This is a genomic window from Flavobacterium sp. AK-301 (assembly GCF_058310215.1).
Genome location: NZ_JBZEES010000012.1, coordinates 76,995 through 97,459, shown reverse-complemented (window position 1 = coordinate 97,459; position 20,465 = coordinate 76,995). Strand labels below are relative to the sequence as shown.

Genomic DNA, 20,465 nt, shown 5'->3' with positions numbered 1-20,465 from the left:
AGGAGCGAAAACGGAGGAAGGTACGACCGACTGATAGCGACGAATGAAACTAAGGGAACGACTGGAGAGAGACCGATGGATTGCACCCCTGTTGAGTTTTTTGAACTTGATTTTTAAGCATAAAAAAACCGTTTTTTTCGAACGGTTTAATATTCAATTGGTTCTCTACTTGTATGCCTAACTCGTATAATTCTAATCTGCTTTTCGGTAATTTTGTAAGCTACTCTATATTTAAATTTTTCAAAAGCTCTAAAACTCCCATCATTATCAAATTTAAATCTATCTTGCTCGTAAGCATAAGGATTATCTACTAATTTTTTTGAAGTCTTTAAAACGGTGTCTTTTATTCTGTTTGCATAGCTTAAATTGCGCTCTGTTTTTAGGAAATCATATACTTCTTTTAAATGGTCTAATGCAATTTTATCCCAAACTAAAATTCTATTCTCTACCATTCACTTGCAATTTTATCCACTTCTTCACTTGAATAAAAATCTCCGTTTTCAATCCTTAAGTTTGCTTGATTTAACTCAATATTGTATTGTTCTAAACTTATTGATTTCGAGCTGTTTTTTGAATCTAAAAACTGCTCTAGCTTATCAAATAAATTTTCATCTATTTCAAACAATCTTTGTATAAAATTATATTTTCTTGTTGCTAAGTCCATAGTAATAGCCTTTTTAAGTGTTCTACAAAGGTACAAATTCTGTTCCAACTTTTTTATTTTATCGGATGAAATGTATTGATCATTTCATGCAAGTTTTCTAAATCGTCTTGTTTGTAACGTTCGGTGGAACTGATATAACGATGTCCTGCCAAATATTGTACTCTGCGTAAATTATACTGTTTGAGCCAATTTACAATCACACTGCTTCGGATTTGGTTGCCATTTTGATAACTGTGATTGAGCTTTTTTAGTGCTTGGTTGATCTTTCTTATTACTTGATGTAATGATAAACTACCACCCAATGAGATAAATAACTGATCGGTGTTTTGCTTGGTCTTTCGAAGTAATTCGGGGCGGATTTGATTCATATATTCTATAAAATCCATTAATTGCCACGGTTTGAGTTCTAAGGTTCTGCCATTACTTTTCTTGGTTCTAGGAATATGAATTTTACCTTTATATAATTCTATATGTTCTTCGTTTAAATGTTGTAATTCGGTGGTTTGTAAGCCTTGATAGACTAATAAACCAATAATGATCTTATTGCGCTTTTGGGATAAATTTTGGTGGTTTACTTCGTAAGAATAATACAAATCTTCTAGTTCGTCGGATTCTAAAAGGTTATTTAAAACGGTTTTGGGAATGCCTTTGATGTTGATATTTTCTATCGGATTATCAGATCTATAATTTTCTTCTTGTAAGTAGTTGAAATATATTTTTAGTTTTCCGATACAGCCTTGTAAGGTTCGGGGACTTATTCGGGTTTTCTTTAAAGAATCAATATAATGTAAAAACGTTTTGTAATCAATCTGGCTTGGTGTTGTGCCGTAATTATTCGTCCATAAATCGAAGTGTTGTCGTTCTCTTTGGTATGTTGGGATAGATTTGATGCTGTACTCTTTTTTCTCTAAGTAGGTTATGTAATGCTTCATCGTTGGTCAATTGGGCTTGGTCTTCTAATAAATGGATATAAATCTGAGTGCTTTCTAGGGAGGTATGTCCTAAAAACTGACTGATTGTTTCTAAATCTGCGCCTTTTTCGAGTAAATGGGTCGCAATACTGTGGCGTAAAATATGAGGGGTGATGTGCTTCTCCTGGAGTATTTCGTTATTGGATACGGCTACTATTTTTTTTAATCGGTTGCATAAACTTAATCCACTCAGGGGCTTGCCTTGGTCACTGGTTAACACGGCTTCACTTTGTTTGTGCTTACTAAATCGTGGACGATAATCATATAAGTATTCTTCTATGATTTTTAAATTATACGGATTGATCGGTACAAAACGTTCTTTGTAATTCTTACCTTTTCTTACGTGAATGCGTTCTCTATCGAATAGTATGTCTTTGATTTCTATATGAATGGCTTCATTTCTGCGTAGTCCGCAACTGTATAATAATACCAAGATCACTTTGTCTCGATGTTGTAATTTTTCGTCTGGACTGCTGTACTTTGTGGCTTTAAATAATGCTTTGATTTCATCTTGGGTAAGCAGATTAAGGCTGTCTCGATGGGTTTGTTTTTCTCGTTTTAAATGGATATTGATGCCTTTGTGATTATGGGCTTGTAAATACTCTTTGAACTTAAATAAGGCTTGTTGGTGTTTGTTGAGATAACTGTGACTTAGTCCTCCTGTTCTTCTTTGATTGGGTCGTTCTTTTAAATAGGTATAATAATCGGTAATATGTTGGGTATGGATGTCGTTAATGGTGTTAATATTGATGGTTTCGAGATAATGAAAAAACTCTTTTAAATGAACGGGTAAATTGTAAACGGTGGTTGGGGAAAATCCTAATATATCGAGCCATCGGCTATAACTTTTTAGTATTTCAATATAACTTTGGTTGGTAAGGATTAGGTGTTTCATGGTTGTTTTTTTTATTCTGTGCCTGTTTTTGGTTTTCGGCGGGTTTGGTTGTTTTTAAGTATCTAATCAATTGATTTTGTTTTGTTTGTAGATTTTGTTTTGGGGATGGAACAAACAGGAACGGGCTGGAACGATGGAACGGCTATTTGTGTGATACATTCTTTTAATGCTTCATTGATTTGGTCTTCTAATTCCTTGTATTCTGTATGGTTTTTGATTTGATACTGGGTTATGGTTTGATCTTTTCTTTTTGTTTTTTGCATATAATCACTATCGAGTAATTGCTGATGATAACGCCACTGGGTGGTTTTGGTTATTCTTAATTTTCTTCTGATTTCTAAGGCGGTAAATGTGGTTTGTTGTTGGGTTTGTAAATACGTTTTCAGCATTTCAAAATAATCGCGACAAGCTCCTGTGATGCTGTCACTTTTTCTAAGTAATACTTCTTGTATCAATTCGTTGGCTTCTTTGATGTCTTCAATATTGGTTTCTATATACTGCTCGCCTGTTTCTTGGTCGGTTTTGTGTTCTTTTTGATATTGTTTGTAAAAGGTAATCACTTCGATAAATTGCAGATAATGGGCGTTGGTTCGTCTAGGTTTAAATACACTTTGGGGAAGGTTTAAATATTCGGCATAAGGGTTTTTTACGGTTACTGTTTTTAATAAACGCTGGGTGTTTTGGAGAAGTTGTTGATTATTGTGTTCTTCTTGTTGGTTGATCGTGCCTGCGGAGGCTTTGCGTTGATACTGCATAATCTTTTCGTCTTGGGCTTGACTTTCGTCTATATAGAGTAAGAAACTTCGATTGGAATTGTCTTCGTAAATAGTTTCTTGGGTGGTGCAACCGCTGACGCTTACGGGACCTTCTACGATTAAATGAATGGTTTTGGTAGTGCCGTTTCGGTCTTTATGAACTACGGTTTTGGTAATTTTCTTTTTGCTTTGTAATTCTCGTAAGGGATACAATACGCTTTCTGCGCCGTCTAGGTCTTCGATTAAGATTAACTTTCTGCGCAATTCGGTGCGGTTAAAATAATAAAAGGCATTGGCGCTTAAAACGGTCATTTCGATTTTGTCTTCTTCGGGGATAAGCTCGGCGACTTTGCTTTGTAAATGGGTTTTGCCTGCTCCTGAACTTCCTAAACTGATACAGTGTAAAGGGTTATTGGTTTTTCTACTGGTAAAGATTAAATACATTAATAAACGGTTGATTTCTTCGCCGATTACGCCTGATTTACCGATTAATTCTTGGGTATTACTGATTAGATTTTTATCTTCTAAAAAAGCTTGGGCTTGTGTGATTTCTTTTTCAGTAAGGATTTTAGATTGGGGGGTCTGATTTTTAATGCTTTCTTCCTGATATTCCAATCTGTAATTTTCTAATGCGGTAGCCAGTTCATCTAATGCCTGTCTCACGATGCTTGTACCTATTTCGAGTCGTTCGGCTATTTTTCGGGTTAACTTTTCTACGGCAGTATCATTGTATAAGTCTACATTTTGTCTTAAAATCGTAGAAGTTCCCTTTTTTTGAAGTCCTAACGTTACCCGCAATGCTTCGAAATTAGTAAGCCGTATTCCGCCAAGGATGCTTATAGCAAGGTATTTTGTGTCAAAATGATAATGATTCGGATTTTGGGTGTTTAGTGTGTTTGGCATGGTTCGTTTACTTTTTTATTTGAAATAACACTTTATTTGGTTAATTTTTTAAGTTGCTTTTTCACTTCGTAAAGCGCCGTTTTATAGTCTAAACACTCTTTATCTTTCCCCACAGGCAATTCAATGATTAATAAGTGTTCTCGAATAATGATATTCACTTTTTCGCCAACGGTAAAACCTAAATCCTCTAACCAAATTCCAGACAAATTAATCCAAGGGACACGCTGTTCATTCCCTCGAAGGTTTTTATAATGAATAGTTACTTGTTTAGTCTCGTAGCTGGTTAAGCGTTCTTTGTTTTTAGAAGTCTTCATCTTGCTGTGTATTAAAATTATTTTTATCTTTTTAACTAATCGTTTTCGATTACAAACTTAGCGTTTTTGATTTTAATAAACAAATTCTTTTTACTGTACATTATTCTCTCTCTTAGCTAAAACGATTTTGTTTTTCTATATTTGCAAAGCTATAACGCATATACACTCACATAATAAAGCTTTTTAACTATGGTAGATTTTGATAAAAATTTAAAGAATTTAAGAATGGAGAAAGGCTTTTCACAGGAAGTATTTGCAACCAAAATTGGTGTACATGTCACTAATCTTTCTAAATATGAAAGAGGAATTTCGATTCCTTCACTTGAGATTGCTGATAAAATGGCTACAGCTTTAAATATATCTTTAGATCAGTTAGTATACGGACAGAATAAAGCAGATACTATCATTACCGATAATGAACTACTTAATCTCTTTAATAAAACACAAAAACTACCTGAAAACCAAAAGAAAACGATTAAGGAACTACTTGACGCTTTTATTCTGAAAAGTGATCTAAAACAACAACTTAATAAATAAAATCATTACCATATACAACAAAAGAGCTCGCTAAATTTAGCGGGCTCTTTGCGTATTTATAATCTTTGTTTGTGGTTCTTCACTACGGGCACGAAAAACATTTCCACACGATCCAGCTTTTTTAATTAATTGTTGAAAAGTTTTTGTCTATTTATTAGTTGATAAATATAAAAACAATAAAATCTACACAAAAGTAGATTTAAAAGATTTTTTTGCTAAAAATACAGGATCACTATAAATAAAATCATTACCATATATAACTAAAGAGCCCGCTAATAAAATTTAGCGGGCTCTTTGAGTATTATATAATATTTGTTAATCAATCTTCGTTGCGGGAACAGATTGCATTTCCGTGCTATCGACTTTTATTACTTTACTTCAACAACTTGATTAATAAACATTTGACTCTTCTTTATTACTAATTTATTATTCTTTTCAACTAAAGTATGTTTTTCGATTACTCCTATTATTTCTTTTTTCCCTGATTGTCTAAAACCATATCTAAAAGTAAATTCATCCTTGTTTTTATTAACAATTGTATCAAATACAATCTTATTAAAATTAGAAAAATCTTTATCTAATTTCGGTGAGATAAATAAATAATAATAGTTTTCACCTAATAAATTTTTCCCCTCATTTGTTTCATTAAATTGAAAATTGATTTTAAACAAGTATTGTTGGTTTGTTTTTATTTCATTTGGCAATACTAAAGAATAATATTTACTCGTATTTACATCTAAGATACCATCACTATTGAAATTCTTTTGTTGATTCAGTATACTTTGACCTTCTACAATAACATTTTGATTCTTTGAATATATTTTATCGTTTTTATAAAAATACCACCATCCAACTGGTCTATGCTTTTGATCAATATTTCCTTCATTAACTAATTTATTGTTTTCGTAATTTTTACAATAAACACTATCATTAATCTTTTTTAAAATAGAGTTTTTAGTTCCATCTTTATTATATTTCACAATAGAATCTTTCAATATCCCATTTGAATATTCTGCTAAACTCATTAATTCTCCTGATTCATAAAATATCTTTTCTTCTCCTTCTTTTTTCTCATCCGAATTTAAAAAAAAAGAAGATTTAACATTTCCATTATTATAATAAGTTTCTTCTTTTTTATGACAACCAAATACCATAAATACAACTATGAGTATTATGAATCTTTCATTTATTTCCATTGATCATTTACTTTTTTCAGATTATTAACTCTCTTCTCTTCATAAACTTGTTTTACACTATCAATTGATTTCTGATTATTTGGAATTTCTACTTCTTTATCTCTTTGACCTGTTCGTTCAAAATAATAACCTGCTCCCATCATATCTGTATATATAAAATCATCCTGAACTTTTACTTTTATTCTAGGAGTTATATCCATAACAGAGCCTAAAGTGCTATTAGCAGAAGTTTCTATAGGTTTCATACCAAATTCTTCCTGCATCCTTTGTCCTACTGCTATTCCATTATATACTATCTGAACAGATAAAGCTAATTTCATTCTCGAAGTACCTCCGATCCCGTCTCCTTGTGAAGTTGCGAAACTTCCTGCTTGTACTAATCCACTTGCATCAACCCAATACGCACTACCACTAGCTTTGGACTTAGCAAGCAGAGATTGATCTCCTGAAGAACTACGTCCACCACCATGCATAACAAAACCGCCTTGATTTTTCATTCTCCATCCATTATCTAAAATAGATTTATTTCGAATCATATCTCTTCTTATCTTACTCCTTTGATTGGCATAATAATCTTTCATTTTCTCAATCCATCCTTTTTTAACTGGAGGATCTTCAAACATTCCCGTAGGATCAATAAAATAAGTAGGGTTATTAAAGAATATACGATACGGTGACCAGCTTGGTGCTTGTGATGCTAATGGATCGGTTTGCCATCTTCTTCCTAAACGAACATCTAAACCATATCCACCGAAGTCATAACTGTTACCCTCACCCTTAATTGCATCATCTTTTTCATGTCCACCAAACCCATAACGATACTCATTACTAGATACATGGCGATTCGGAACTAACATACCAAAAGGAAAATATTCTGAATAACTAAGAACGTCCGGACTAAAAATTTTATATGTACTAAACAACTTACGATCTGTAATTACAGAAAGTACATTTCCTAAATGATTGGATAACTCATATTGTTTATCTCCTACAAAACGATACGACAATTGCGGCTGACCCGGTGTTGCTTCTTCGCCTTCTCCCTGATCTAAGCCTTCACAAGCATCTCCAATACCATTATTATTGCTGTCTTCTTGTAACGGGTTGTAAACCAACCTACAATTATCACATACATCACCGATACCGTCTTCATCGGTATCAATCTGGTCAAAGTTAGCAATTAATTTGCAATTATCACATACATCTCCTACTCCATCTCCATCGGTATCTAACTGATCGGGATTTGGAGTAGCTATACAGTTGTCACAGGCATCTCCTACTCCATCTCCATCTTGGTCTTCTTGTTTCGGATTAAATACATTCGGACAGTTATCCAGCGCATCTATTACGCCATCGCCATCTTTATCGTTGTCTTTGGAACCACAATAGGTTTTTGAAAAAGCAACATTACCTAATGTCATACTATGTCCTGTAGTGGAAGTTGCAATACTGCCCTTTCCTTCATCAAAGGTAAAGGTATTGGTTAGAATATCTTCTCTGTCCTGACCGTTATTAACAGTATAACTAAAATCACAGATTTCACTTTTTAGTGCATCGTATGTTTTAATTTCACGTGGATGATAGGTAATGGCTGTAGCTCCTATTGAATTTTTAGGTAATGTGATATAAAGCTTTTCACTACCTATTGTCATATTTTTTTCTTGTAATCCTTCATATTCCTGACTTGGGTGAACAGTAGTAGCATATACGTTTCCATTTAAGGTAATCGTTACCTTATAATTACCGGAAGAGTTACTCAATTTGATTTCTGCTTGTATATCCCATTCGTTCTCCGGGATAGCGGGAGAAATAATCTCATAATCAGTCCTGTGTCTATAACTTCTGAAACGATATCGTGTTCTGCCTGAATTATTTCTGTAACGTGTATAATTTCTCTGGTACCTTACTAATGAAACTACCGGAATATAACCGTCCTGTACTTTCTTAACTGATAAGAATACCGAACTTAAATAGGAATGAGAGTCCGTTCCGGGCCATGATTTACCTTCATTAGAAGTTCCGTGTAAAGCCGCTACTAGACCATTATCTACAGTATTCGGATCGATTTTAAGATGGGCATTGAAAGTTACTGCCTGTGTTTTTGGAGTCGAATTATCAAATAGATTAATTGCATTTTCAGGCAACTCTGTCCATGAAGTACCGTCAGCCGTTGTTGCAAACTCCAGACCATACAGAGCGTCTCCTCCGCCACGTGTTACAGGCTGAGACAACGGCATTACTGTAGGTGTACTACGTGTACTTCTTAAAGCAAATGCTTCGGGAACAGCATCGGCTGTAATTTGTTTTCTGCCTTTTTCAACACCCAGTCGGCTACTGCCGTAAATGTTTTGTTCAACAAGATAATAGGCGGTCTGCGTTCCGTTTTTGACCATTTCATAGGTGCTCAGTACATTCCCCTGTGCATCACGCTGATAATAGGTCGTGACAGCATTGGTTCCGGTGGTTACAGTTTTGGCAATTCGGTTTCCTAAACCGTCATATTCAAAATCAATAACGGTTCCGTTATTTTTGGTAACGGATTGTACTTTTCCGTCTACACGCCAGTCAATTTTTAGTCCTTCTTGTTTGTCTGTAATTAACTGACCAATGGAATCGTATCCGTAATTATCGGCAGTCTGATTGTCAATATCAAGCGAGGTATCATTCGGTGCACCATTGGTAAACACACCATTGGCAACGGCATCATTTACATGTCGCAGTTTATTGGTACCGGCGGTATAATTATAGCTTAACTGATCCATAAGGGTAATGGCTCCTGTTGCTAAAGGTGCCCAACGATTCAGTTTGGTTAAGTTCCCGTTTCTGTCATAACTGTAATTAGAATGATAGCTGTCTATAGGCATACCGGTTCTTAAATATTGACTGTAGCTAATCGACTTAGAGGTCATTTCTTTTATTCTGTTCAGCTGATCATACTGGTAATAATTGAATTGTGCCGGAATTGGTTTTTGATTGTTATCTAACAATGAGGTTACCATTTCTTTAATATTCCCGTTATACAAATCAACATTACCTTCTAAACCATTCTTACTAAAACTAAAAATAGAATTGTCTTTCGTGTTAAATCGGGACTGATAATCTCCTTTGTAATAGTTTAAAGCAAAGCCAATAGCATCCTGAGCCACGCTTAATCCATCGTTACCGGGATCATATTCTCTTCCTAATCTTTCGGAGTTCACTCCCTTTAACCAGCCCTGAAGGGTATACATATAATCAAGTCCTTGTACTTGTTTATCTCCTATTTCGACACGTGCCAACGGACCGTGATCGTAATAGAAATAATGAGCATCTTTTTCCCAGATAATGGCATCTTTACTGGTATATACCTGTTGGATTCGGTTATCTGCGTCATATTCATAGCGATGAATAAACTGTTCTTTTTTGTTATCGGGCTGATAGGTTACCTGTTTTACATTTCCGCTGATCAAATCGTATTCATACACTATTTTTTTAACGGCAGCGTCTAATTTAGTCAGCTCGGGATTGTTATTGATATGCTGTACTAGTTCTTTTACATTACCGTGAACATCATAATCATAAAAGATTCCATTATCATAACCGGTAACCGGTTTTTGATCGGTAAGATTACTATAGTATAAAACGGCGGTAACTCTTTTATGGGTATTATCTGCAGCATAGGCGGTAAACCATTTTTCGGTATCTTTTACGGGAACGTCATATACGGTTTTTGTAACCTGTTCTGTTGCTGTTGCGATCGCATATGGATAATTACCTTTAACGGGGTTGGCATCTACGGAAACAAGGGCAGAGGTTCCTTTATAAACCAGTCTTCCGGTTTCATTGATCTCTACGGCTACTCCTGTTTTGGTTTCAAACTGTCCTGCTTCGGTAATTCTGCCCAGACCGTCATAACGGGTATAGCTCAGCTTTGATTGGGCTTTTTGAACGGTGTTCTGGCTTGCCACAATTCGTCCTAATGCGTCATACGCAAAACGGGTTTCTCCACCATCTGGAGTTTGTTGCCATACGAGCTGATTTAATGAATTATAACGGTATTGTGTCTGCATGGTATGAGCAGGAGCAACAGATACATTATTAACTGTATTTAATTCATTCTCGGGATTGGTATTTCTAACGGTGTTAATACTGCTGTCTGAATTAGGCAATAATCTGTTAACTCCTTCGGGCGGAACGGTCTGAATTAAATTACCTGCCTGATCGTAATAATACAATGTATACTGATATTCTTTATCGGCAGATGTTTGTGTTAACGTTTCGTTTACTCCTTCTAAAGCCGCTTTCAGATAGTTTTGTCTGAACGCTTCTTCTTTAGCAGTATAGAAAGCTTCTGTAAGTTGTTGTTTGTTTACTTCTCTTATTGCGTTATTATAAATCTCACAGGGTGTTCTCGGATCTACTGGAACTTCCATACTAAAGGAAGGTACCATGGTTGCGGGAGAACAGATATTATTATTCACTACATATTCGTCTGCAAACTGATTCCAGTTCTGTGTTTCCTGAACGACATTTGTTTTTTGTTTTTCTATATAACTATAATACGCATCAATAACAACGGGAGTAGTCATATTACCATACTTTAATTGGGTTGCACCAAACTCTGCAATGGTAATAAACAGCGGATTTTTGAAGGTTCTTATATTCAGTTTGGTTAAGTATAAAATATAATCTACACTGATATACCCAAAATTAGCCTCACAAAAATAGTTTCCATCCGTGGCTAAATTAGCAGGAAGATCATAATCCGGCACCTGAGCTTTTAAAGCGGTTTTATATTGATTCCATTTATCGCCACAAACTACCGGAGCTACTGTTGGCGGAATACAGATAGCATTACAAGTTGAAGCTCCTGATCGTAATAAACCGGATCGAGCTCCTAATCTAGCTATTCTAGCCGGGTTAAAATTTTCTGTAATAACTCCATTTTCATCCATCGTAATTTTATAAGAAGAGTTATTTATATTCAATGCTCTTTTTACTTTTCTTGATTGAGGAAATAGCTCTCTTTCATTAAAAAAATCACACAAATTATATGGCATACCGTACCAAGTGGTTCCATTTTTGAAATACCAAACAGCATTATAGAACACACCGTTCGTTGAATTTATAGTATTGCCCTGTATATCTGTATAATTAATATCTATCAAACTAAATTCTGGATCTGGACTTGATTTTATATCAATCGAATTAATATACTCCATATTATTCAAATTAAGCTGAATTTTGATCATTCCAGGATAAGTATCATCAGTTGGATTATCAAAACTCCCATAACTTACATAAGGGAAATTATTAAAATATAACTCAATGGAATTGTCTGCAACATGTACATAATATTCATCAAATACAGCTCGAGCTACAAAATTTACATTACCGCGATCTAAAATATTATTCCATCGTTGTCTGATTTTAGATTGCTCTAAAAAAGCAGTAACAAATGGATTTTTAGATGTATAATCGTATTGATAATTAGGGTCTTCATATCTCCCGATAGATATTTTAGATCCCCATCCCCAAGGATGCATTTGATGATTTTCAGGAAGTAAAAAATGATTTAAAATATCTTTTAGCCCCTTTTCAAATAATTCTTCATCATTCGCAAACGGTTCACAGGAAATAACTTTCTCTGGTTCTATTGAATCACAAAGATCACCATAACCATCCCCATTATGATCCCATTCTCCACAAGGCATACAACAGCTAAAATAAAGTGGTCTGTCTTTTCCGGATTGAATCGTCCAACTATTCGTTTGAGTATGTAAATCTTTTCTGGTTCTTACCCGAATCGTATTACTTTTATTATCGGGTTGTAATCCTGCTATAAACAGATTTCTGATTGTACCGATATTTCTTCCTGTTGTTCCGGCATTTATTTTCATTCGGGGAACATCATTAACGGTTATGGAAAAATGCCTTTCGCCGGAAAGCTCTTCATAATTCCATTTTGCGACATCACCGGAAGCAATACCAAAATAGAAAGGTAAATAACCGCTTTTAAACACCGTGTTATTTGTAATATCCTGACTGGTGGTTAAAGTACTGTTTGCCTGCAAATGACGTACTAAAGTATTTAAAGCGGAACCAAAAGATTCTTTTTTATTACACTGATCGTCGGCAAAAGCAATGGTTTCGCCTACTCCTGAACCTCCTGTAAGATGACATTCTCCAATAGCTGCTTTGGTTGTTCCTTCTACGAGTACTTCTTCGGGAGTAGTACAGGTTGTTGTTCCTTTTCTTAGTATGGTCGCTAAAATTCTAAATTTAAAGGTTTTATCAACTTGATTATAGGAACCGGGTATATAATAAAAGTTTTTGAAGCTAACAATGTCTTCCCATTTTGGAGCGGCTACGCCAGTACCGCATGGGTTTTTATAATTGGAAGCAATATCTGTAAACTGTAATGTAATGGGTGTTGCAATGCTATTTCCTCGTACTGTAAAATCAATATTTAAAGCAGTACCGTTCACTTGTCCTACGATTTTTGGTGCTTCTGAAGCGGTGTTCATATCAAACTCAGGGTTTACCTGTGCATTGAATATACCGGCAGTTAAATACGGCATACTATATGCAAAGGTATTGATTAACAAACCATTCGGTTGTATCGTAGAATCTGTTAATCCTTTTAAAAGTGCTTCTATATCGAATGCCAGAGGACATTTTCCGGTTTCAAGGAACAGGTTCACATCAGCTTTGGCTTTGGCGTCAGCAAGAATTTCGGCATCACTTAATCCCGAATCGGAACCATAATCTGCGGGTATGAAACGTTTTTCTTTATTTTTATACAAGGAAGCAGTCGCCTCAGAACATACCGGATCCAGACCATCTGCTCCACTCGGAATAACAACAGGTGTTTCCTGAGCATTGGTAATCAGACTCACTACTGCGTCATAATTATTAGGGGTTGCTACTGTATATTTTTTAAATATTGTAGCATAGGAATCGGTGTTTTCCGAGTTACCGATACAATCATTATACCCTTGTTTTTTAGTAACATAAATATGTCCGAAAACAGTACGGGTTTTTTCTTTTAAACCGATATAATAACTTTTAAAATTCGTCCATATTCTTTGTTTCAGATGCGGATCGGTAATTGCGTTAATATGATTTAACAAAGCGCTGTTGCTCTGACTTACTAATTCTTGATAAGCAGACGGAGGGGTAAGTCCGTTTGAAAAAGCAGCAAAAAAGTACGCTGCCTGAAGCATATTCAACTTTACTACTACACCTCCGGAATTGGTAAAATTCAATCCGTCAAAGTTCACTTCCAGTGCTTCTTTCATAAGGCTCTTACGCAGATTATATTCTGCTGTAGTTTCAATAGCGTATGGAGCAGTGTCATAAGCTGATGAATAAAAAGGGTCTTCTGTATTCTGAAGGTTTAGCAACTGTGCTATTTTTCCGCCGGACTGAAAAATACTGTGATCTAAAACAGTATTGGTCTCCGTATCATAATACTCGTGGTTTCTTAATTTTTCATCAAAACCATCTGAGTTTTCTCCTTTTCCATTGGTTTTTCCACAAATAGCGGTATTGTATACATAGTACTGATATTCCGGATGATATGGCAATAATGATTTTGCCCAACTTGGTTGCCAAAATTCCAGAAAATCAGCTACATTATCCAAATATTTCGGTTCTACTAAAAACATATTCGGATCATCACTTGAAGGATCGGCTAGGATCGAAAAACCGGGTTCATTACTTTCTTGGTGACGCAAAGCCGGAATATAGTTATTTTCATCAACTTGTCTGATTCGGACTTTTGAAACGGTTCCGTCTTCTTCTTTATAGGAACCGTCAGCGGGGTTTCTCCAGGTAAATTTAGAAATTTTAACCAACTCAGGGTTACCTGTATCCGGATCAATTTCTTCTACTTGCTTATATCCTCCGAACAACAACTGATTACTGTCATCAAAAACACTTAGAACGTCTGAATCTGCTGTTTCTTCCTCTCTTCCCAAATCGGCTATGGAACCATATTGCCCATTTGGACTGACATCTGCCAGTAAGGTTTCTTCATTAATCGTACAAAGATTTGCGGGTTGTTCACATAATTCTCTGCAACCGGCAAGTAATGCTCTGAACTCTGCTTTAAATTGTTGTTTGTATCGGGTTTTTTCTATAGTGTTCAGGGTAGCAAAATCCGACAGATTAGCAATACTGCTGTTAGCATATCGTTCTTCGGCAGTAAAAATATATGGCTCTCTGTTCGTTGGCTGTCCAAGACTGTTTACATCGATAGAAAATTTAGAACTATAGGCTTGTCTGTCAGATGCACTTTCTAAGTTGGAAGTTACTAAAGCTTCTTCACAGCTTCTGCAGGTAACGTTACAGTCTATGGACTGAATAACGGCATCAAACTCAGTCAGATCGGGTTGACAGGAAAGATTCTTTTTTAATGCTGCAATATAATCGTCTGCATATTGGTTTAAAGCGTCTGCATCTATCTGAATATCTTTGTTCAAATAATAGGAACCTACGCTTAGAAAAGCACCGGAGGAATTCTCTTTTGCTTCAAATATTTTTTCAGGAACAGCTAAAACAACGGGAGCATATGAATTCAGACTGAATGTACCTATTTTAGAAGACAGGGCTGCATCGGCATTTGTCCCGAACAATACTTCATCAGCACAATCATTGGTCAGACTAATAGACCAGTCATACACAAAAGGATAGTGTTTTCCATTCAGACAATTATCGGTAAAACTACCCGTTGCTTTGTGTAAACCGTAATTGAAATTGATTTTTCCTTCTTTTACGACAGAAATAGTCGTGTTTAATTTAATACCATCCTGAATAACATCATTTTTTCCGGAAGCATATTTTGTGTTATTAGACAATAAATCGGTTATCGTCATTTGATGTAAAGCGGTATTCGTTTCATCTTCTAACGCAATTAAATTGCCTTGTTTATCTCCGGCAAGCGCCGTAGCAACGGTACGACCCTGTGGATCTAAATAACTGACACTAATCTGGTTATTCGGATCAATAACGGTATTTTTTTTGTAAAGCGAATAATCTCCTACTTTATAACCAAAGAGTCGGTTTAGCTCTTCTTGTTTGGGTTGTCCGTAAAAATATCGCATTTCGTGTCCGCTTCCGATCTGATGTTGAGCTCCTACGCCTCCTTTTCTTTTAATACGTCCTGTATTATCTGGGGTATATTCTATTTGAGAAAAAGGAAGTAAACCGGCATCGGGAACCAGATCCTGATGATTATTCTGTACGGCATTGTTAGCGGAATAATATTTACTTGCTCCTGATACATTTGCCATTTGTGAAACGGGAGTGGGTGCGCAATCTTTACTTGTTGCGGTTTCCCAGTCAAAATCATTGTGGGTATAAACGGAAGTGCCTTTTGGATCCTTATTCAGATCGGGATAAAAATGTACTGCTGACGATTCTACGGGAACCGGCAGTACTTCAACGGCTGCTCTACCCTGATTGTCATAAATAACCTCACCTACAACTGCTTTATTATTGGAGTTGATTTTGGTAACCGTCTGACGATTTCGTAAGGAACCGTCAAAATAACTTACTACTTCTTTTTTCTTGCCTTCTTCGGCAAAAGAAGACTGATACTGCCAGTTTTTCTTTCCTGATTCATGATTCTGATCGATCTCGGCAACATGTGGCCAGTCACTAACGGATTGAAAGGAACCGGATAAGCCTGAAGACCAGATTCCATAATAATTTTTAGAAACATCGTCCAAGAATCGCCCTACAGGTCGTACTCTGTAAACCAGATAGCCTTTAGAATACACAACAGGGATTCTGTAATCTAAATTTTTAGTTTGTATTCGGGTACTGTTAAATCTGAAATCCTGCTCGGTTAACGGAATTCCATTTTTCATTACTGTACCTCCGTCTGCGGCAAAGTTATCTACCCAAATCCATTCCAGTTCATATTCTACGGCAGGTGCTACTTTATCTTTATTCCATGTAATCAGAATTTCATCGGCACCATCACTTACAGCATTAACGGGAACTTCCTGTAATCCTACATATTTTATAAACTGATGCTTTAAAGGAAGAACGGAACTAAACTGTGTACTGCTCGGTTGCATATTGTAATAACGATCTGTACTGAACTTCAAAGCTAAATAAACAGATGAATTACTTATATTTATTACTGCATTGGCAGTATTATAATAGGTAATCGATTCTACTTTTACCGTTGCTTTATGAATTCCGGGAAGATGATATACTGCATAATCATCCAGCTGAAGTCCTTTGGTCATATTATCATGTCTGATCTTTAAAGTAACCTGATACGGATCAGGATACAAAACTTCTTTCCCTGCCTTATTTATATACGATTTCTGAATAGTATTCGTAATACCATAGGACGTTATTTGCAGAACGACCTCACAGAAATATACTTTTTGATATTCTTCTATATTGTTTTTATCTTCTTCAAATCCAAAATGAATGGATACATCGGGATTTACAGAGGTAAAAATATTCTGCTTTTTTAAATCAGCAAACTTTGAATCGGTAATATGTAAAGTTGGCTGACCTTCTAACTGATTTCCAACTTTTTTATCCCCAAAATAGATTTCCTGCTGTCCGAAAGTCAGCAGAGAAAAAAGGGTAAATACAAATGCGGTTAAATATTTATTATTATACATATATCGGATTTTATTTATTGGAACTTGTTCTTTGATCAATAACTTCATAATGCTTCAACTGTGCTGCTACTGTATACTTGTTTTTACCAGATAAAGCCAGATAGGAACCGATTATAAAAAGTGAAGCAGGAACTGCTTTTCTACTAAAGTTGGTATTACTGACTTCTAATCGGGGATAATGGGGCTGTGGGGCACGATAATCTTTAGAAAAATTAACGGCTGTGCTATAATAAAAAACGGATTTCTGTAAGAAATACTTTTTTGATATCTGCACCACAATTTTTGAATACGGAAGACCGGAATAATTTTTTGCCAATAAAGTAATTTCCCAATACGTTTTAAGATCTTTAAAAGACCCTATTTCACACAGATCGAGTAAAGACTGCATATCAAATTCTCCAAAATAGTTTCGAATCGGATCTCCTATCTGAATCGCTTTCTCAGAATGACTGATCTTTAAATTGATTGATTTTGTATTCAGTATTTCTGTATTGTCAATTTTCATATAGACTTCATTGGCGGCATTTTTACAAAAAAGTCCTTTATAGGCTTCTTCTATTTTTTGAGAATCGGCACTTTTATATAAAGTATAACTAGAATTGTATTGCAACGGTTCTGCAGCGGTATACTGTTTTCCCATTTGCTGAAAAACTTCTTTTACGGTCTGACCATATCCTGTTGTACCTATTACTAAAAGACAGGTAAACAGCAGTGTTTTATAAAACATAATTGTTACTCTTGTGTATTAATACTATTTCCTGAACGGGTTTCCTGAATGGTTTTTACTCCTTTGGCGGTTTCTTTTTTTATTCTGACCAGTCCGCCTTCATTGTCATATTCATAGAAAGTGGAATAATTGTTTTCGTCCAGTTCTGACATTAGTTTAAAAGTCTCGGAATCATAAACAAAGGTTTTCATACTTCCATCAACCGGGTGTATTCTTATATCATCAAAATAAGCGGGAATTCCACTACTCTTGTTTTCAAGCTCAACACTAATCGTTTTAGTGTTTTCAGGAATCAGAATTGTACTCGAAATTCTTTGCCATCCGTCAATAATATCACCTCCGGCAGTTAGACTTATTGTTCCTATTTTATAGAAATCGCTTGTTATAACATTATTATAAAAATTCACGTTTATAATTGCATTTTCATAGGTTTTTACCTGAATAAAAGATTCTTCTTTTACCCATGCACTTAACTTGTATTCTTTACCCGGTACAGGCTGAAAAGAAAGACAGTCTGAACAATAATCTTTATCTGCCGGATCCCCGCAGGCATATTGTCCCAGTTTTAGTTTATCTGCGAAAAAAGTTCCGTTTTCCAGAGTTCCCAGTGCATCAAAATTTTCATAACCGAAATAATCACTACTACGGAAATCATCGATACTTGACTGTGGAAATTCGGTTTCAGGATAACTCAGTAAGAATTTTAATGAGGTTCTGAGAACAGGGACAACTCTTGATTCATTTGGAATTTCAGCTACTCTCGGAGCATAATTAGGATTTTCATTACGAGCCAGTGCACGACTGTTTATTGTATTACTGTCTACATAAAATCCATTTTCAATTCCTACAACGTATAAATGGGGTTTATCCGGACTTGTGTCCAGTTTACTTTTTGAGTTATTAAATCGAGACATGGTTTCGTCTCTTAATTTGAAAACATCGTGGGTTTGACAACCGTCCGTAATCATCAGCACAATATTGGGCTTCATTTCTGAGTTCAGTGCAACGTCTAATCCACTTTTCCAATAATCTGAAGAAGCACTTATTCCCGGTTCTCCGTAACGGGTGCCGTACTGATCAATCCAGTTATTGAATTGTCTTAAAACAGCCGGATCATTAGTTACTTTAACCATCTGAACATGGTCTGTTCTGGTATTATTATCTCCATCGGACATTCCTATCAGTGAAACATAGATATTGGAATCTAATTTATCATTATCGTTTGCCTGTTGCTGAATGTATCTTTTTAATTGTTTTTTTATTTTTCTTGCTTCGTCCGGATTTATAGAGCCTGATTCATCTACCACAATAGCAATGTGAGAAACACAAAACGGTTCACAAACCTGAGCAGTAATTTTTTCAGAAAATATACTTTGACAGCCATTAGCATCAGAAGTGACCAGTTTTATTTTATAAATACCCGGTTCATCGGGAGTAAAAGTATACATTGCTGTAGTATTCGTTACACCATTTACTTCTACTCCGACTGCATTGATAGCAGACCAACTATAGGTTACATTTTCCGAAGCCGTTTCAAATGAAAAATTAATTTTCTTACCCACACAGTATTCAACTTCACAGGAATTTACTGTGATTTTTTCAGAAAACATACTTTGACAGCCATTAGTATCGGAAGTAATCAGTTTTATTTCGTAGATTCCCGGTACATTTGGAATAAAATTATATATTCCTGTAATGTTAGTTACACTATTTACTTCAACTCCGGAAGCATTGATACTGGACCAGTTATAGGTTAAATCAGTGGAATTCGTATCAAATGAAAACTCAATTTCTTTATTTATACAGTATTCTTCAGACTTACAGGAAGTCACTGTAATTTCTTTTGTAAAGACAGTAATACAACCTACAACATCTGTCACGACTACCTCTATAGTATACTTACCTGCTTTTGAAAAAACAACGCTATACTTATCGGAAGAATCGGTCTGTATTACTTCTTTTGAAGCTGTATCTATAGCAGACCAACTATAACTTAGATTAGCGGTCGTTGTATTAAAGGTAAAAACAGCTTCTTTATTATCACAAAATACTTCCGATTTGGATTGAATTTCTCCATTAAGGACAACGCAATCCATCACATTAAGATGAATAGTATTTCGGGTTAATATTAGATTTTTATATTGATTGGAAGAATCTGTTATCAAAGGGTGTTTAGCAATACAATAATAATCTCCTGTATCTGAAACTTTTAAATTAGGGATTGTATATTCTCGATTAATGGCTCCTACAACTACTTGTCCATTTTTATACCACTGATAGGTTTCTTCTGTAGTAAAACGATTATCCTCAAACATACTTAATACAATACTTTTTCCAGAATCCTGAGTAACTGTTTTTTCTGTATCCGTTTTAGCTTGGGGGGTATAATAAAACATGCTGTAATTATTATAAAATGAATACTGATTTTGAAAATCAGAAAAACGAAAATTGTTGTTAGCTATATTAAGCCCTCTTAATTGAGATAAATTACTTAGATCAGGAATTGCTTTACTTAAACTATTATTCTGCAAATGTAAACTCTCTAATTTCGTTAAAGATTGGAAACTGGAAGGAACTTCTCCTATAAATTTATTGTTACTTACCCAAAGCGAATGGAGTTGAGATAAATTCCCTAAAACAGCTGGTAATGATCCTAAAATTGAATTGTCATCAATTATTAAAGATTGAAGATTTGTTAAATTACCCATTTCCAGAGGAATTGTACCCGTTAAACGATTACTTTGTAATAATAAACTTCGAAGTTGCAAAAGCTGCCCTATTTCCGAAGGGATAGCTCCTATTAAAAGATTATGACTTAAATCTAAAGTTTGAAGTTGCAAAAGCTGTCCTATTTCCAGAGGAATAGTTCCTA

11 protein-coding genes are annotated in these 20,465 nt (G+C 35.2%); 1 reads left to right on the top strand and 10 read right to left on the bottom strand.

Annotated elements, in window-relative coordinates; all coding sequences use genetic code 11:
* Positions 1–146: 146 nt before the first annotated feature.
* From AC4FQX_RS13435 to AC4FQX_RS13410, 6 genes are all read right to left on the bottom strand, one after another.
* Positions 147–452 carry a type II toxin-antitoxin system RelE/ParE family toxin gene (locus tag AC4FQX_RS13435; protein WP_491168224.1) on the bottom strand — a complete coding sequence of 102 codons (306 nt, stop codon included), beginning with the start codon at positions 450–452 and terminating at the stop codon, positions 147–149.
* Entirely contained in the window at positions 446–664 is a 219-nt protein-coding gene (locus tag AC4FQX_RS13430) for a hypothetical protein (protein ID WP_491168223.1), read from the bottom strand. Before AC4FQX_RS13430 ends, AC4FQX_RS13435 begins: the two co-directional genes overlap by 7 nt.
* A gap of 53 nt (positions 665–717) precedes the next feature.
* Positions 718–1,596, bottom strand: coding sequence for a tyrosine-type recombinase/integrase (locus tag AC4FQX_RS13425; RefSeq protein WP_491168222.1), 879 nt, complete (start codon positions 1,594–1,596; stop codon positions 718–720).
* The gene (locus AC4FQX_RS13420) at positions 1,496–2,530 is read right to left on the bottom strand and encodes a tyrosine-type recombinase/integrase (protein ID WP_491168221.1); all 1,035 of its coding nucleotides are present in this window, start codon (positions 2,528–2,530) and stop codon (positions 1,496–1,498) included. The genes AC4FQX_RS13425 and AC4FQX_RS13420 overlap by 101 nt, the downstream gene beginning before the upstream one ends.
* Before the next feature lie 62 nt (positions 2,531–2,592).
* Positions 2,593–4,188, bottom strand: a complete 1,596-nt coding sequence (locus tag AC4FQX_RS13415; protein WP_491168220.1) for an MTBMA_p00010-related P-loop-containing protein — start codon at positions 4,186–4,188, stop codon at positions 2,593–2,595.
* Between the two features lie 32 nt (positions 4,189–4,220).
* Entirely contained in the window at positions 4,221–4,502 is a 282-nt protein-coding gene (locus tag AC4FQX_RS13410; RefSeq protein WP_491168219.1) for a SymE family type I addiction module toxin, read from the bottom strand.
* A gap of 189 nt (positions 4,503–4,691) precedes the next feature.
* Here AC4FQX_RS13410 and AC4FQX_RS13405 point away from each other — a divergent pair, with 189 nt between their 5' ends.
* Complete coding sequence (locus tag AC4FQX_RS13405) at positions 4,692–5,039, top strand: helix-turn-helix domain-containing protein (RefSeq protein ID WP_491168218.1); 348 nt, start codon at positions 4,692–4,694, stop codon at positions 5,037–5,039.
* A gap of 368 nt (positions 5,040–5,407) precedes the next feature.
* Here the strand turns inward: AC4FQX_RS13405 and AC4FQX_RS13400 are convergent, their stop codons facing one another.
* The 4 genes from AC4FQX_RS13400 to AC4FQX_RS13385 all read right to left on the bottom strand — a co-directional run.
* Positions 5,408–6,235 carry a toxin-antitoxin system YwqK family antitoxin gene (locus AC4FQX_RS13400; RefSeq protein WP_491168217.1) on the bottom strand — a complete coding sequence of 276 codons (828 nt, stop codon included), beginning with the start codon at positions 6,233–6,235 and terminating at the stop codon, positions 5,408–5,410.
* A complete protein-coding gene (locus AC4FQX_RS13395; protein WP_491168216.1) occupies positions 6,226–16,866 on the bottom strand; it encodes a thrombospondin type 3 repeat-containing protein in 10,641 nt (3,546 codons plus the stop codon). The genes AC4FQX_RS13400 and AC4FQX_RS13395 overlap by 10 nt, the downstream gene beginning before the upstream one ends.
* Positions 16,867–16,876: 10 nt before the next feature.
* Positions 16,877–17,593: a LolA3 family protein gene (locus tag AC4FQX_RS13390; protein ID WP_491168215.1), complete on the bottom strand. Its 717-nt coding sequence runs from the start codon at positions 17,591–17,593 to the stop codon at positions 16,877–16,879.
* Positions 17,594–17,598: 5 nt separating this feature from the next.
* A partial coding sequence (locus AC4FQX_RS13385) for a leucine-rich repeat domain-containing protein (RefSeq protein WP_491168214.1) occupies positions 17,599–20,465 on the bottom strand: 2,867 nt, incomplete at its 5' end.